Origin of the sequence: Pontibacillus litoralis JSM 072002 (genome assembly GCF_000775615.1) — a bacterium.
GTDB lineage: Bacteria > Bacillota > Bacilli > Bacillales > BH030062 > Pontibacillus > Pontibacillus litoralis.
Genome location: NZ_AVPG01000004.1, coordinates 67,535 through 83,403 on the forward strand (window position 1 = coordinate 67,535; position 15,869 = coordinate 83,403).

19 protein-coding genes are annotated in these 15,869 nt (G+C 38.9%); all 19 read right to left on the minus strand.

The window, feature by feature from the left end:
• Positions 1-32: 32 nt before the first annotated feature.
• Positions 33-707: a menaquinol-cytochrome c reductase cytochrome b subunit gene (gene qcrB, locus N784_RS04695; RefSeq protein WP_036832904.1), complete on the minus strand. Its 675-nt coding sequence runs from the start codon at positions 705-707 to the stop codon at positions 33-35.
• Between the two features lie 3 nt (positions 708-710).
• The gene (locus N784_RS04700) at positions 711-1,220 is read right to left on the minus strand and encodes a QcrA and Rieske domain-containing protein (protein ID WP_036832906.1); all 510 of its coding nucleotides are present in this window, start codon (positions 1,218-1,220) and stop codon (positions 711-713) included.
• Positions 1,221-1,359: 139 nt separating this feature from the next.
• Positions 1,360-1,827 carry a DUF2487 family protein gene (locus N784_RS04705; protein WP_036832908.1) on the minus strand — a complete coding sequence of 156 codons (468 nt, stop codon included), beginning with the start codon at positions 1,825-1,827 and terminating at the stop codon, positions 1,360-1,362.
• A 112-nt stretch (positions 1,828-1,939) separates the two neighbouring features.
• The gene (locus tag N784_RS04710) at positions 1,940-2,497 is read right to left on the minus strand and encodes a ReoY family proteolytic degradation factor (RefSeq protein ID WP_036832909.1); all 558 of its coding nucleotides are present in this window, start codon (positions 2,495-2,497) and stop codon (positions 1,940-1,942) included.
• 34 nt (positions 2,498-2,531) lie between these two features.
• A complete protein-coding gene (locus N784_RS04715) occupies positions 2,532-3,794 on the minus strand; it encodes a tetratricopeptide repeat protein (protein WP_036832911.1) in 1,263 nt (420 codons plus the stop codon).
• A 19-nt stretch (positions 3,795-3,813) separates the two neighbouring features.
• A complete protein-coding gene (locus N784_RS04720) occupies positions 3,814-4,686 on the minus strand; it encodes a hypothetical protein (protein ID WP_036832912.1) in 873 nt (290 codons plus the stop codon).
• A gap of 74 nt (positions 4,687-4,760) precedes the next feature.
• Positions 4,761-6,053 (minus strand): 3-phosphoshikimate 1-carboxyvinyltransferase, encoded by a 1,293-nt coding sequence (gene aroA / locus N784_RS04725; protein ID WP_156965174.1) that lies wholly within the window; start codon positions 6,051-6,053, stop codon positions 4,761-4,763.
• 15 nt (positions 6,054-6,068) lie between these two features.
• Positions 6,069-7,172: a prephenate dehydrogenase gene (locus tag N784_RS04730; protein WP_036832914.1), complete on the minus strand. Its 1,104-nt coding sequence runs from the start codon at positions 7,170-7,172 to the stop codon at positions 6,069-6,071.
• Positions 7,172-8,269, minus strand: coding sequence for a histidinol-phosphate transaminase (hisC, locus tag N784_RS04735; protein WP_036832917.1), 1,098 nt, complete (start codon positions 8,267-8,269; stop codon positions 7,172-7,174). The genes N784_RS04730 and hisC overlap by 1 nt, the downstream gene beginning before the upstream one ends.
• 14 nt (positions 8,270-8,283) lie before the next feature.
• Positions 8,284-8,649, minus strand: a complete 366-nt coding sequence (gene aroH, locus N784_RS04740) for a chorismate mutase (RefSeq protein ID WP_036832919.1) — start codon at positions 8,647-8,649, stop codon at positions 8,284-8,286.
• Positions 8,646-9,728 carry a 3-dehydroquinate synthase gene (aroB, locus tag N784_RS04745; RefSeq protein ID WP_036832921.1) on the minus strand — a complete coding sequence of 361 codons (1,083 nt, stop codon included), beginning with the start codon at positions 9,726-9,728 and terminating at the stop codon, positions 8,646-8,648. The genes aroH and aroB overlap by 4 nt, the downstream gene beginning before the upstream one ends.
• Entirely contained in the window at positions 9,728-10,894 is a 1,167-nt protein-coding gene (gene aroC, locus N784_RS04750) for a chorismate synthase (protein ID WP_036832923.1), read from the minus strand. The genes aroB and aroC overlap by 1 nt, the downstream gene beginning before the upstream one ends.
• A gap of 119 nt (positions 10,895-11,013) precedes the next feature.
• Positions 11,014-11,805 (minus strand): CheR family methyltransferase, encoded by a 792-nt coding sequence (locus tag N784_RS04755; RefSeq protein WP_036832925.1) that lies wholly within the window; start codon positions 11,803-11,805, stop codon positions 11,014-11,016.
• A gap of 147 nt (positions 11,806-11,952) precedes the next feature.
• Positions 11,953-12,399 carry a nucleoside-diphosphate kinase gene (gene ndk / locus N784_RS04760; RefSeq protein ID WP_036832927.1) on the minus strand — a complete coding sequence of 149 codons (447 nt, stop codon included), beginning with the start codon at positions 12,397-12,399 and terminating at the stop codon, positions 11,953-11,955.
• A gap of 92 nt (positions 12,400-12,491) precedes the next feature.
• A complete protein-coding gene (hepT, locus tag N784_RS04765) occupies positions 12,492-13,463 on the minus strand; it encodes a heptaprenyl diphosphate synthase component II (RefSeq protein ID WP_036832929.1) in 972 nt (323 codons plus the stop codon).
• 33 nt (positions 13,464-13,496) lie between these two features.
• Positions 13,497-14,210: a demethylmenaquinone methyltransferase gene (locus N784_RS04770; protein ID WP_036832930.1), complete on the minus strand. Its 714-nt coding sequence runs from the start codon at positions 14,208-14,210 to the stop codon at positions 13,497-13,499.
• Positions 14,211-14,213: 3 nt separating this feature from the next.
• Positions 14,214-15,017, minus strand: a complete 804-nt coding sequence (locus tag N784_RS04775) for a heptaprenyl diphosphate synthase component 1 (protein ID WP_052127129.1) — start codon at positions 15,015-15,017, stop codon at positions 14,214-14,216.
• A gap of 161 nt (positions 15,018-15,178) precedes the next feature.
• Positions 15,179-15,409, minus strand: coding sequence for a trp RNA-binding attenuation protein MtrB (gene mtrB / locus N784_RS04780; protein WP_036832931.1), 231 nt, complete (start codon positions 15,407-15,409; stop codon positions 15,179-15,181).
• Between the two features lie 147 nt (positions 15,410-15,556).
• The gene (locus N784_RS04785) at positions 15,557-15,829 is read right to left on the minus strand and encodes an HU family DNA-binding protein (protein ID WP_036832932.1); all 273 of its coding nucleotides are present in this window, start codon (positions 15,827-15,829) and stop codon (positions 15,557-15,559) included.
• Positions 15,830-15,869: the final 40 nt, after the last annotated feature.

The following is a 15,869-nucleotide window of genomic DNA, read 5'->3' on the forward strand; positions in this document are numbered from 1 at the left end:
GCATCTATGAATATAAGTGCTGAAATGCTAGCCTACAATGGACCTGAAATACCTTGTTTACGAATCATTACAAAGTGAGCACCCATTAAAGCAAACAATGCTGCTGGTAAGAAGAATACGTGTATAGCGAAGAATCGCGTCAATGTTTGCGCTCCTACGATATCTGGATCTCCGGCAAGCAATGTTTTCACTTCTTCTCCGATAAACGGTGTTTGCTGAGCTATTTCTAAGCCTACTTGTGTAGCAAAAAATGCTTTGTTATCCCAAGGTAATAAATAACCAGTAAATCCTAAACCTAGCATAACGAATAGAATTAATACTCCTACTACCCAGTTAAGCTCTCTAGGCTTTTTATAAGCACCTTGGAAAAACACACGTAACGTATGTAAGAAAATCATAACGATTACGAGACTCGCACCCCAGTGGTGCATTCCGCGTACAATTTGACCATACGCTACTTCTTGTTGTAAATAATAAACAGAATTCCACGCATTTTCGATATCTGGAACATAATACATCGTTAAGAACATTCCAGAAAGAACTTGAATAACTGTAATGAAGAATGTTAATCCTCCAAAGCAGTATACAAATGCCGAAAAGTGATGAGCTGGGTTAACGTGTTCTGGAACCTCGTGATCAGCGATATCACGCCACATTGGTGTAATATCTACACGCTCATCCACCCAATCATATAGCTTTTGAAGCATGTACTACACCTCCGTATTTGGAACTGCTTCACCTAAGTAAAGCTTTCCGTCTTTAATTTTTGTCTTAAATTGATCAAGCGGTGCTAATGGTGGCGTGCCAGGAACATTGGCTCCGTTTTTCTCATATAGTCCGTCATGACACGGGCAATAGAAACGGTTCTCATGGCCTTCTCCACCTTCCCAGTTCACCACACAACCTAAGTGTTTACAAATCGGAGATAAGGCTACAATATCACCATTCTCATTTTTGTACACCCAAGCAGACTTTGGTACTTCTGATGTGTACCATGCATCAACTTGTTCGATTTTGTAGTTTACACGAACTGGTTCAGTTGTGATTTCACTAACATCTGCTACTTGAATAAATTCTCCCTCACCTTTTGGTTGTAGCACAGGATCTACAGCCATACGAACCATTGGTGCTAACATACCTGCAGCCATAAATCCGCCTACACCTGTTAATGTGTAGTTCAAAAATTGACGTCGGGATACTTGCTGTTTTCTTTCGCTCATTGTTTTCCCCCCTCTATCCATATGATACAACGTTTACATCAAACGTTTATGGAAATATATCACACAGTTTACTAGGACATTACTATGATAGCGCAAACTACTTGTCTGGTCAATAAAGACCGTGAAATCGCTTTAAGAATTATTGTTTCCAGTAAGAAGTGATTAATTCTGTAACTTGACCAATTTGCGACTGGACAAAATGAACTCCTTCTTGTGTATGTATGCTGTCAACGCCCCCTGTAGGAATCCACATAAGAGATCCGTTAAGTTCACGCTCTTTTACCTTCCATTTGGAATCAAGTGTGAACAAGAAGACATGTTGAAAGCCATCAGCTATAGCCCTTTCACACCAGCTGTTCAATCTTTTGATTTCTTCTTCCATCATACTAGTAGTTGAATACGTGTAAGAAGGTGAAAGAAACACTCTACCTTTGAAACTCTTTTCTAATTCACTTAAGAATACAGATAGAAATTCTGATTGAAAGGCTAAAGATTTGAGTTCATCTTGTTCTCCACCATAGCTAATAGGTGTCATGGGAATAAGTAAAGTGTCTACATATTCTCTAGCTTTTACATACATATGAACGTCTTCCACTTTCCATTGCATATGGACAATCTCCTAACATAGTATAAAATTAAACCGTATAATTCCTATTCTACTACAAACTGTTACAAACTACAGTAGGAATTTATATTTTCTCCTAAAAAAATCACCCCTACTATTGAGGAGTGAACAGTTGCTTAACTTTTTGTAATTTAGCAGACAATCGTTGAAACGCCTCTTTGTCTCCAGCATCCAATGCTTCATCAATTTTCTTCATAAGCTGTTCTGTTTGATAACTTGTTATGGAATGTTGCAACACTTTATCTGCAACTTCTTGATCATGATCTGTTATAAAGAAATCCTTTGGTAAAAATGGATTCTCCTCTAACACTGCTACGTAATGCGCTGTTTGTAATCCTTCTTTAAAGTTCAGTTGAATATAAACGGCCTCAGATCGATTCAAACGAATGTCATGAAAAGACTTCTCTGCATCTGTCGTCATCACTTGATTCTTATAAAAACGAAAGGGCACTTCTTCCACACAGTGCGTTGAGATGACGATTCCTCTCGGACAAAATCTCGCCTCTTCTACAAAATGAACCTGTTCCATAATCGAGTCGTGATTAATTAAATAATTCAATATCCATACACTTTCTCGGCGCTTCAGTTGATAATGATTTAAAAACCAACGAACAAATTCTTTCTTATCTTCTACCGATACAGGTGTTTGCAATTCCAGGACCTCCCTTTCTGGAAAAGAACTAAATTCAGTCTTCCTCATTGATGTGTAGACGAGCCATAAAGACTTGAACTTCTTCATCTGTCGGTTCAATTTCAACATAGCGATTCAACATTTCATATGCCTTTTGAGGGTTTCCTTCTTCTACTAGGAAATAACCAAATTCCTTCAAGAACTCACTATCTTCTTTAAAGGAATTATATGCAACTTCATAACCATTTAATGCTTCTTTATAGTATTCTAACTCATTATTAGCTCGAGCCAACTCCCAAACGTATAATGGATCTTCTTCATCCATTTCTCGAACGTGTTCAAGTAGGTCCTTAATTGCTTCGTAATCTCCATCTTCTTTCAATCGCTCTACTATGAATATAATGGCTTCTTTATATCCAGGGTCTAATGATATGGCCTGTCTTATTAATTTGTATCCTTCTCTTTTATCTTGTAGGCGAAAGGCCAATTTTCCTGCTTGTACATATAAATCTTTATTAAATTCATCTTTACGAATTCCTTTAATAGCCGTTTGATAGGCTTCTTCAATCTGTCCATCTAATTCGAGCGCTTCTGCTAAAACGCCATATACAGATTGATAAAAAGGATCTTCTTCCATAAGTTTTTTCCATACACGAATCGCAATATCATTTCTCTCTGCTCTATACGCGGTAAAACCGTATCGGAATAAAACGTCTGGAGTATAGTCACTTGTCGCTTGAAAATAGTCTAACGATTGCTCATATTCACCTAACATAGCATGGGCTTCTGCCAATCGAAGTGGAATTTCTGCTTCTCCCACACTCGAGTGTCGTCGTAATGCACGCTCATAATACGGAATACACGTTTTATATTCACCATTAGAAAAGGATAATTCCGCCAACGCGAAGTCAATAACTGGTTCTTCAGGAGCAATATTTTTGGCAAGGAACAACTTCTGTTCTGCCACTTCATGCAACCCTTGTGCTTGATATAAGTCAGCTAATTGAACAAGTGCACTTAAATATTCTTCTTGATCAGGTGGAATCTCATTTAGTAAATCAATCGCAAGCTCATCCTGCTCTTTGTCAATGTAGATGTCTGCTAATAATAAAGTTAGTTCATATTCTTCTGGATACGTTTGTTTTAAATCGTACAATATTTCTTCTGCATCATCGGTCATCCCCCATTGAAGGAACAATTGTGCTATTGTAAATTTTTCTTCCTCGTTTGCTCGGGGTTGTTCCGCCCGCAACCGTTCAATTGCTTGTTGCGCCTTTCCGTCATTCATAAGTTGTATTGCTTGCTCTAGGCCTTGCATGTTTCCACCCTTTCCGGTATTACATAAAATGGTTTGGTATTGATATAGATCGATTCTGTCCTAAACCATCTTCATTACTTATTGTTGTTGCGCGAATAACGTTACCTCGTAACACTGTAACATAAGGTATAGCATTATGATAAAACATTTGCCCCTCTGCTTCAATTGGTTCTTGCTCTAAAGGAGGATACAAATTATAATCTGCATCACCATTATATATAAATTCGCCTTTATAAGGGTAAATTCCTGTTACTTTTAACGTTTCGAATGATAACGGGTTTTCACCTAATGGCGTAGGCAACGTGCGAATCCCATACATATCAGCTATTTTTTTCCACTCCTGAAAGGCACCATTAGCATCTGGGAACGTAAAGACTGGAGTTATTGGTATATATGATGGGTGTTGCGCTTGAGCAATCCATTCCCAGGCTTTTTTGTACATTGCCGATTTGTTAGCAATCGTAACTACAATGAATGGAACCTTTTTACGTCCATAGAATAGAATAACATTCGGGTTTAGTTTGGTAAGAGAAATGCGAGGTACGAACATATAATCAATCGGTAAGCGATCCCATTTCGTTTTTGTCGCTCTACTAAACGTTTCTTCCAAGTCGCAATTATGAGTTACAGGGACTTGAATAAGAAGGCATGTACACCCTTTATACATATACCTTCGGGCAAGCGGGTCTATATAATGGGTTTGATATAAAGGAAATTGTACATCTACATACACTTTCCCAGGACCAATCCAAAATGTAGATGTATTCAATTCCATAGTCGAACGAACTAGTTTTTTTGGATCACACCATTTACCATCGTGAACCCCCATATGAAAGGAGGACCATGTTCCTTTTGCATAACTAGATGCACGATTAATAACATAAGCCTTCATACTTTTCCCGCCTTTACGGAAATCATTTGTACAACGTATGAAGGCTTTTAATCAGTTATGAATATAAATGAAACTTATTGGGCCAACTCGTTAAAATCCGTAAAAAATGTAGGATATGATATGTTGATACATTCATGGTTCGTTAACGTAATCGCCTCATTTGTACATAATGAGGCGATGGCAATCATCATTCCTATTCTATGGTCTTTATACGAATCGTATTCCCCACCGCGCAATAGCGTAGTTTGACCAGTAATCACCATTCCATCCTTCGTTCCTTTTATAGTTACGCCCATATTGGATAACGTATCCACGACGGCTTGAATGCGATCTGTTTCTTTATATCGAAGTTCTTCTGCATCTTTAATAACTGTAGTTCCTTCAGCTTGTGAAGCAACTAAGGCTATAATGGGTAATTCATCAATCAATCTCGGAATATCCTCGCCATCAATTGTTATTCCATGTAATCGACTTCCTTGAACATGTATATCACCTACTGGTTCATCACCGATATACCTCGTTACATGAACTTCAATCGTGGCGCCCATTCGTTGCAGGACATCGATTACTCCTGTGCGAGTAGGGTTCAAGCCTATATCTTTCATCGTGATATTACTATCTTGCTTCATCGCGGCAGCACATAAAAAGAATGCGGCTGACGATAGGTCACCTGGCACTTCTATGTGGATGCCGTGTAACGTTTGATTCCCTTCAATCGCAATCGTATCACCAGTTTTATTTACCGTTGCACCAAAAGCTTTTAGTAACCGTTCTGTATGATCTCGCGTTTGCACAGGCTCTATCACTTTCGTTGTCCCCTTAGCGAATAGTCCAGCTAGTAATATCGCAGACTTCACTTGAGCACTATTCACTGGTAACGTATATTCAATTGCTTGTAACTTCCTACCTCGAACACTTAACGGCAATAATCGTCCTTGGTCATTGCCATCAAAGGTTGCTCCCATTTCTGTTAATGGAATCGTAACTCGATCCATCGGCCGCACGGATAAGGATTCATCCCCATACAAACAGTAATGGTGAGGCGTTCCAGCGAGTATGCCCAGCAAAAGTCTCGTTGTTGTGCCAGAATTGCCGAGATTAATTGGTTCAATTGCTTGCTGTAAACCATACATCCCTTTACCATGAACCGTTACACAAGTCCCACTTTGATTGATTTGTATACCCATTTTACGAAAGGCATCAATGGTTGATAAACAATCCTCTCCGGTTAAAAAACCTTCAATTGTAGTCGTTCCGTTCGCTAACGCCGCTAACATAACAGAACGGTGAGAAATAGACTTATCTCCTGGTACTGTCATGCTTCCAACTAGAGGATTCTTTTTTTCGCTAATGACTATAGCTTCCACTTACTGTCCCACCTTCTATTCTTGAATCATTACATCGTATCCACTACGTTTCAACACATATTGACATTGATTTTTGTCCGCTTCTGTTTGAAAGCTTAACCGTAGTGCTCCTGTAATCCCTTCACGAACTTCTAATATTCGTATGTTGACGATACTTATGTTCGCCATTGCAAGTATATGTGTTACTTCTGAGAGCGCACCAGGCTGGTCTTTGATATCGACAAATACATCGTAAAATGCCGGGATAGCTCCTTTATTTTTTGTAGGTAAATCATCACGAAACACTTTTGCTTCCTTTAAATATTGATGCAATTGTTCATGATTGTTTCCTTCCACAAATTGTTTCAATTCGTTCATCTCTTGTATCCAATCATTTAACAACGGTATAATCGATTCTTTGTTTTGAATTAATATATCGTTCCACATTTTCGGATGGCTTGAAGCGATTCTCGTTATATCGCGGAAGCCACCTGCAGCAAGTTCATGCGTGAAAGGATAAACTCGCTGCCACTTTTTTGCTTGGTGGACGAGGGAAGATGCGATTAAATGGGGGAAATGGGAAATAACCCCCGTCATCTGATCATGTTCGCGTTTATCAACCGTAACATAATGACTCTTCGTTTCCCGCAAAAGATGCTGTAATTGGGAAACATCTTGCTCCGTGCTTCGTATACCCGGGACGAATAAGTAGTAGGCATTTTCAAATAAATGCGCTTTAGCAGCGATAATACCTTGTTTATGTGAGCCAGCCATCGGGTGACCTCCCACAAAACGTAACTGCTCGTTCGTCCATTGAGCTGCAGCATCAAGTATTGGTTTTTTGACAGATGCTACATCCGTAACGAGTTTCGCTCTATCCAATTGCATCTCATTCATCTCTTGAATCGCTTGAATACATCCTTGTACAGGCATGGCTAGCATGACAATATCAGCAAGCTGAACCCCTTTATTGAAGCTATCCACCGCTTGATGAATAAATCGATTATGGTATGCATAGTTTCTTGTATCCTGATTTTGATCATATCCGATGACGTGTACGTTAGGATGCTTCATCAAATTCAAGGCAATCGATCCGCCAATAAGACCTAAGCCGCTTACTAATATTGTTGTGTTCATCATTATACGTGACTATCCTCCAATAATTTTTGCTCCATGACTTGCATGAATTCCTCCATATCCTGTTTGTTACCAATAGTTAGTCGAATGGAGTTCGGAATTCCAATTGCTTCACCAGAACGAACAATAAAGCCATTTCTTAATAAGTATTCGGCCATCTCATCTCCTGTTATCGGCAAATGAATGAGGATGAAATTTGTCTGTGTTGGGAAATAACGCAAGCCCTGTCGCTCACAGAACGCGATGACCGCCTGCTTTATTTGCTCTGTTTGCTTAGAAGTTTCTTTTATAAATGCCTCATCATCTAACGCTAGCATGGCCGCACGATGCGCTATCACTGATGTATTAAAAGGCTCTCGACAAGGTTCTAAACTTTTAATAATCGATTCATGTGCAATTGCATACCCTATTCTTAATGCCGCTAATCCATACGCTTTAGAAAACGTTCTCGTAATAATCATGTTTCGGTATGAAGGAAGTGCTTTTAAACTATCCGGAAACTCCATGTCGGTCACATATTCATAATACGCCTCATCCATGACGACCAACACATCTTCTGGGCATTGCTGCATGAAATGATCCAATTGCTGTTGAGTAATAATCGTTCCAGTTGGATTATTCGGATTACATATCCAAACAACTCTCGTATTCTCATCTATTTGATTTAGCATAGCTTGCAAATCATGCGTACCATCAACAAGTGGAACTTCCCTCACTTCAGCACCTTCAATTAATGCGTTATGCTTATACTGCGGAAACGTTGGAGTAGCCATTACAGTATTCGTACCTTGTTCGAGAAATGCTCGACATATAATAAGCATAATTTCATCTGATCCATTCCCAAACATTAGCTGTTCTTCTTTCACTTGCAGTCGCTTTGAAAGCTTCTGTCTTATTTCCCGTGCGTATCCATCTGGGTACAGTTCTAAGTTGTCCAAGGCATCTTGTAAGCCTTTTTTCACATAGGAAGAACAACCAAACGGATTCTCATTCGAAGCCAACTTCACGATACGCTCTAAACCAAATGCCTCTTTTACTTCCTCAATCGTTTTACCAGGAACATATGGAGATAAATTAGTTACGATTTGTTTCGTTTTCATTGTATTTCCTCCTCTTATGATTTCGTTAAATCAGGACGAAGCTTAACTGCTTGATGATGATAAATATGATGCATATCACGTTGGTCGCGGTTCGTATTCACATGAATCATCACGCGGATACACATCGGCAAACTGCCAGGAACAGCGATTTCGTTCATACACATTACAGGAACATAAGTCCAACCTTCTAACTTCCTTAAAGCGCGAGCAGGAAATGTATTATTTACATCTTCCGTAGTGGAAATGAATACAGAAGCTACATCGCTTGCTTTAATTTCATTTTGTTGCACCATTTCTACTAACAATTCATACGTATGGTGAAGAATTTCCTCTTCTGTATTCCTAGGTACAGTCGTTGCACCTCGCACACCCCTAATCATACTCTGCTCACCTCTTTCTTATATACCAGCAGTTGCTCTTTGATTTCGTTTACTTTATAGGCAACTGTTGTCGGATCTCCTACTTCGTTTAACGTGACCATCCGAATATCGTGTTGGTCGTTCTTTTTATCACTCTTCATCCGTTCTACAAGATTGGTTATCTCATAATCATGCAATATGGAAGTCGGATATTGATGCTGTTGAAGCCACTTGCGATAACGTTCGATAGGAAACGTTAAAGACGGATGGTGCTGCTGGCTTAAAAATAGGGCAAAGTCAATTCCAATTGCGACTGCTTCTCCGTGACTTAATACATATTTCGCTTCTGCTTCTAACGCATGTCCGAGCGTATGACCTAAGTTCAAATAACGCCGAATACCTGCTTCTCGTTCGTCTTGCGCAACAATATTTGCTTTAATCTCTATTCCTCGCATGAGCAAGTATTCCAACACGTCGCGTTCCATCGATGGAAAAGCCGGTAACGTAAAGCACCGCTCTAATAACACTTCATCAGCTAGAAAAGCGTGTTTCACTACTTCAGCCATTCCTGATCGCCATTCTTGATTTGATAATGTCGATAAAGTGTCCGTATCGTAAATGACAGCTTGTGGTTGATGGAAACACCCTATCATATTTTTTCCGATATGGTGGTTGATAGCTACTTTTCCGCCTACACTGCTATCATGGGCGAGTAACGTTGTTGGTACTTGAATGTAATCAATGCCCCGCATATACGTAGCAGCAACAAACCCCGCTAAATCCCCTATAACACCTCCACCTAATGCAACGATTAACGACTGTCGGTTTAGACCATTTTCCATCGCATAGGTATGACATTGATAAAATACATCAATGTGTTTCGACGATTCACTAGCAGGGACGGTGAATGAACTTACTTGTGATGAGGACGGAAACGATTGTAACACCTCTTGTAAGTATAATGGCTCGACGTTCTTGTCCGTAATGATTAAGACACGATCATACTGTTTGTTTAACATAGAACCAACATCAAATCGAAGCTTGGAACCGATGTAAACAGGGTATTGATGATGTTCCGTTTGTATTCGCAACTCTTTCATCAAAAGCACCTAATTTCTTCTCGATATGCTGCTATACTTTCTTGTAGCTTCGTGTATTGATCATGAGGGAATTGCTCCAATAGTGCATTGGCTAACTCCCAAGCAACTACGTGCTCCATTACGACAGCTGCTGCAGGAACAGCACAAGCATCTGATCGTTCAATACTTGCTGCGAACGGTTCTTTCGTTTCAATATCCACACTTTGAAGTGGCTTGTATAATGTAGGAATTGGTTTCATAACACCTTTGACTATAATCGGCATTCCTGTTGTCATACCACCTTCAAATCCACCTAAATTATTGGACTTACGGTAATATCCTTTTTCTTCTTCCCAAGCAATTTCATCATGAACGTGACTTCCCTTTAAATGAGCCGCTTCAAAGCCAACACCAAACTCCGCACCCTTAAAGGCATTAATACTCATGATGCTACCGCCAATTCTAGCATCTAGCTTCCGGTCGTAATGAACGTAAGAGCCAATCCCGGCAGGCATCCCCTCTACCATTACTTCTACTACTCCACCGATCGAATCTCCTTCTTTTTTAGCAGAATCGATTGCATCCATCATTTCTTTCTCCGCTATCTTATCCAATGTACGTACAGGTGATTGATTCGATTTCTCGATACGCTCTACCATTGATAAAGAAGAGTCATACTGGGCTGTAATTCCTCCTATGGTATGAACGTAGCCAATGATTTCTATTCCTAATCCTTGAAGCAGTTGTTTCGCTACTGCTCCTGCCGCAACACGGGCCGCTGTTTCACGCGCGGAAGATCGTTCTAATACATTTCGCATATCTCGATGGCCATATTTCAATGCACCATTTAAATCAGCGTGCCCAGGACGTGGACGACTAATAGTACGTCGCACTTTCTCATCCTCTGCAATCGGATCTTCTCCCATAATATTTGTCCAATGCTTAAAATCGTCATTTTGAATAATAAGAGAGACTGGAGAACCGAGCGTGTACCCGTGACGTACGCCTCCTGCAATATCGACTAAATCCTTCTCGATTTGCATGCGACGTCCTCTTCCATGTCCACCTTGCCTACGAATTAAAGAATCGTTTATTTTCTCTTTATCAAATGGCATTTGTGCCGGCAATCCTTCTACAATGGTCGTCAGTTGTTTCCCATGTGACTCCCCAGCTGTTAAGTAACGCATGTGTACAATCCTCCCAAATATGTATCGTTGTTTAGTATTACCTTATCATACCGTTCACGAGCTTTTCCTTTCAAGTTAAAAAAAAGAGAAGAAAGAAAATAAACAAAAAAGAGAACCACCTAGGCTCTCTTCCCATTGTCAACTTTCTGATAAAAGAATGTATCAGCTACTTGAAATTGATAGTTTTGTGGGTTAAATATTTGTTCTGTACTACCGACAAATAATATTCCATTTGGCTTTAATGAATCACTAAAGCGCCTGTATACCTCTGCTTTTGCGTCTTCTGTAAAATAAATTAAAACGTTTCGACAAATAATTAAATCAAAATCTTTTTCATATGTATCTGCTAATAGATTGTGCTTTTTAAACGTTACAGTGTTTTTTATGTCAGGGGAAACCTTGTAATGAGAACCTTCCAAACGGAAAAACTTCTCTTTCACAGGTTGCGGCACTTCTTTTAATGAACGTTCTGGATACATACCTTCTTGCGCACGTTTAATTGCGTTTTCATCTAAATCCGTCGCTAATACTCTTATTTTATGTAGTGGGAAATAATTACTCAACACCATCGCTAAAGTGTAGGGTTCTTCTCCTGTTGAGCAAGCAGCACTCCATACTTTTAAAGTGCTTTTTCCCTCCATTAAAGAAGGTAATATCTTCTTCTCTAACACTTCCCACCGTTTATAATTGCGGTAAAACTCCGACACATTAATCGTCATTCGATCTAAAAACTCGAAATATAAATCTCGATCGGCTACAATAGCTTGATAATAATCGTCAAACGAATGAAACCCTCGCTTCTCCCTTAACGACGTTAGCCTTCTCTTCATTTGACCCTCTTTATATAGCGCTAAATTAATTCCTGTCTTTCGTTTTATTTGTTGGACAAACGTTTCATAATCCATCGACATACTGTTACCTCGCTCTCCTTTACAACTGCAAACACCTTAACTTATCGTAATCAAACTATTCCTCAATGTAAAGATAAAGAGGTAAAATGACACGAAACCGTACGATAAAAAAAACTAGCCCGTGGACTAGTTTTCTAATATATCTACTTAGTAGATCCAAGTATTGTTTGTTTTTTCATACTCAACTTGTTCTTCTTGATTAAAAAATAATTGAATCTCACGTTCTGCGCTTTCAGGAGCATCTGAACCGTGGACAACATTTTTTCCTACTGTAAGACCGAAGTCGCCACGAATTGTTCCAGGCATCGCTTCTGCTGGGTTTGTTTTCCCCATCATTTGTCTAGCGGTAGCAATAACATTTTCCCCTTCCCAAACCATCGCAAATACAGGACCAGAAGTGATAAAATCAACTAATTCACCGAAAAATGGCTTCTCTTTATGCTCGCCATAATGTTTTTCCGCTAATTCGGTTGGAATCATCATAAGCTTTGCTCCAGCTAGTTTAAAGCCTTTGTTCTCAAAACGAGAAACAATATCGCCTACTAAATTACGTTGTACCCCATCTGGTTTTACCATAATAAATGTCTTTTCCATAATCTCCACCCCTAAAGTATGTCGTTTGTGAAAGCGTTTAAATATGTTGCCAAAGTTGATTTTATCAAATAGTAAAAAAATTAGCAAACGGTTTATGATTTCCGTTTGCCAATATATTTCGCAATATTGATTAATGTTTGTCTTTCTTTTTGAGATGGTAAAGACTTTGCTGCTATTAATGCTTTATCTAAATACTTATCGCTTATCGTTAAAGAATAATCAATAGCTCCTGTAGCTTTAATACGCTGAATGATTCGATCCATCTCTTGTTTCGTTGGTGTATGTGTTTCCAACTTGTATAATTCTTCTCGATACAAGGAAGGGTCATGATCCATAGCGTACAATACAGGTAACGTAATGTTTCCTTGCATTAAGTCACTACCAGCGGGTTTGCCTAGCTTCGCTTCTGTAGATGTAAAATCTAACACATCGTCTATAATTTGATAAGACATTCCTACATAATAGCCATACCAATATAGGGCTCTTTCTACTTCGGGAGTTGCATCTGCAGCCACCGCTCCTAATCTACAGCTCGCTGCAATTAACAAGGCAGTCTTTCGTTGTATTCTTCGTAAATATGTACGTAACTGTTGTTGAAACTCGTATTTGTCTTTGATTTGTTCAATTTCTCCCACACATAATTCTACAATAGTCTCTGATAAAATTTGATGTGCTTTAGGGTTTGCTAAATTAGATAAGTATTCTAAAGCTCTTGCAAATATATAGTCTCCTGTATACATTGCAATCCGGTTGTCCCATTTTGCTTTTATAGTCGGCTGCCCTCTTCGTAATTCTGCATCATCTATAACATCATCATGAACTAATGAAGCTGTGTGAATTAATTCTAATGCTACTGCAACATATTTCATTCGCTCTATATCATAGTGGCCAAATTTCCCAGCTAACAACACAAATATAGGACGAATTCGCTTACCTCCAGCCTGAAGTAGTTGTGTAGAAGCTTCCCTTAAAACAGGGTGATCGGCTTGGATCGTATCGTTTAAGGATTGTTCTATCATTAATATATCGTTTTTTAAAAATGGATACATCTTCGCTAATTTCATTCCGTGTCACCTTTAGGTTCAATTTGTTTCACGCTATTGTTGAGGCTTTTCCCCCATATGCATGGCTGCTACGCCACCTGTATAGCTTTTCACTTGTACATTCGTTAAATTCGCTTGTTCAAACAGTGCTTTTAGCTGTTTTTGGTCCGGAAAGTCTTTTGCTGATTCGTAAAGCCACGTGTATTCTTTGTAACTTTTAGCAAACAATTTTCCAAACAACGGCATTATATAACGGAAATAAAAATAATAAGCTTGTCGATAACCAAAAGTAGTTGGTTGAGACGTCTCTAAGCAAACTACTTTCCCTCCTGGTTTTACAACGCGCGCCATTTCTGTTAATACTTTTAAATAATCTGTCACATTTCGAAGCCCAAATCCAATTGTAACAAAGTCAAAGCTGTTATCTTCAAATGGTAATTCCATCGCATCACCATGTATAAATTCTGTATTTCGCAAATGCAGATCTTCTTTCTTCTTCCTACCGATAGATAACATATTTTGACTAAAATCAAGTCCAACAATATGCCCTTTACTTCCAACTTCATTCGATAACGCAATCGTCCAATCACCTGTACCACAGCATACATCCAAGGCAGTATCCCCTTGTTGTACGTTCATCCGCTTCATAACATCTTTACGCCATTTTTTATGACGTTGAAACGAAATGATGGAGTTCATCTTATCGTATCGTTGATATACCTTTTCAAAAACGTGATGTACTTTCTCCGATTTTGATTGTTGTGCCATATGTTAACCCTCTTCCAAAGCTTGTTGTTTAAAATGAAACGTTTGATGTAACTGCTCTTGTATATATCTTTGTATAGGAGCAAAGTTGTATGGAAGTTCTATTATAGAAGCAGATACTTTCTCAAGTTGTTTAATAATGTGGCTTTCAATCATACGTAGTGACTGAACACCGTTCGCTTTTAGAAAAGTACTGCTATTCAATAACTCCATAAATGGCGCAACTTCTCTCGTTTGATACTTTCGCTGCTCTTGACTTAGTCGCATCGCTAACAACCAATCTCCCGCGACTTCATTAACGTTTGTCCGTTGTATAAAAGAAGCTACGCGTTGAATAAGCAAGGATTCCACTTTTTTTAACGCTTCCATAACTTCTGCAAACGTAGCAAAATCTTGATTATAAATTTTCATTTTCAATTCATTGATTTCTTTAATCGCTGATGCAAGCGTTTGTATCATTGGTATATCTTCAAGCTTTGATAATACAAGATAGTACAATCCACTAAAATAATCACCAGCTAAAACAGTTAATTGACGCTTTTTTTCTATTTCATTACTATCACTCGCAGATGAAATACTTACACGTTCATGAGTATCTAGTGCGATCTGAACAAGCATTGTCGTTATAATATACTGCTTTTGTTTTTCACGTGGAATGTCTGATTGTGTAACAAGTGTGGTGAGGAACATAATTTTGTCCTCGCTTATGACAGGGTTTTGAATGAATTTGGCTAAATAAGGATGTCGAATTTGATGCTCAATCGATGCTTTTATTTCCTTCACTTGAATGTCATTATCTTCCAAAATCATCACCTTACGCCTTTCTATGCCGTTAACCAGCAAACTCTTTTCCCATTATAGCACATATCTATATGTTGAGATAATAATATGACGTTAGCATGCCCAATCTGTACTAGATAAATCGGTGACGAGTGCAATAGCTAAAACGAATTGAAAAGAAAAAGCAGAGATTACTCTGCCTCATTCGTGTACAGTTCACCGTGACTTGTCTGAATAACCGCCTTACCTCTCACCTTTACAGCAGAAGTATGCTCGGTAAATTGGGCAATCATTACTTCACCTTTATCTAGCTTCTCAGAATGATGGAATCTAGTATCTGACCCTCTCGTTAACCCAATAACGTTGACACCATCCTGTAGAGCTTTAATTACAAAAAAGTCACCACTTTTAGTATTTGACATCGTGGGCCTCCTATTATAATACCTTATTTAACTATCTCGTATATACATGCACATGTCAATGTAGAACGCTTGTTATGTAAGCATAATGTTGCAAATAAGGCTGACTCACGAATTGGAGTCAGCCTTATAAATAGCCCTATATGTAAATTACTTTACAGCATCTTTAAGGGCTTTACCAGGTTTGAATGCTGGAACTTTACTAGCAGCAATTTCAATCTCTGCGCCAGTTTGTGGGTTACGTCCTTTACGAGCTGCACGTTCGCGTACCTCGAAGTTACCGAAACCGATTAGCTGTACTTTATCTCCTTGTTGTAAAGACTCAGAGATAGATTCAAATACGGCATCAACTGCTTGTGTAGCATCTTTTTTAGAAAGATCACTTTTCTCTGCAACTGCATTGATTAGATCTGTCTTGTTCATGCTATTCACCTCCTCCCAGGGACGGTTGTTCATGTAAGAA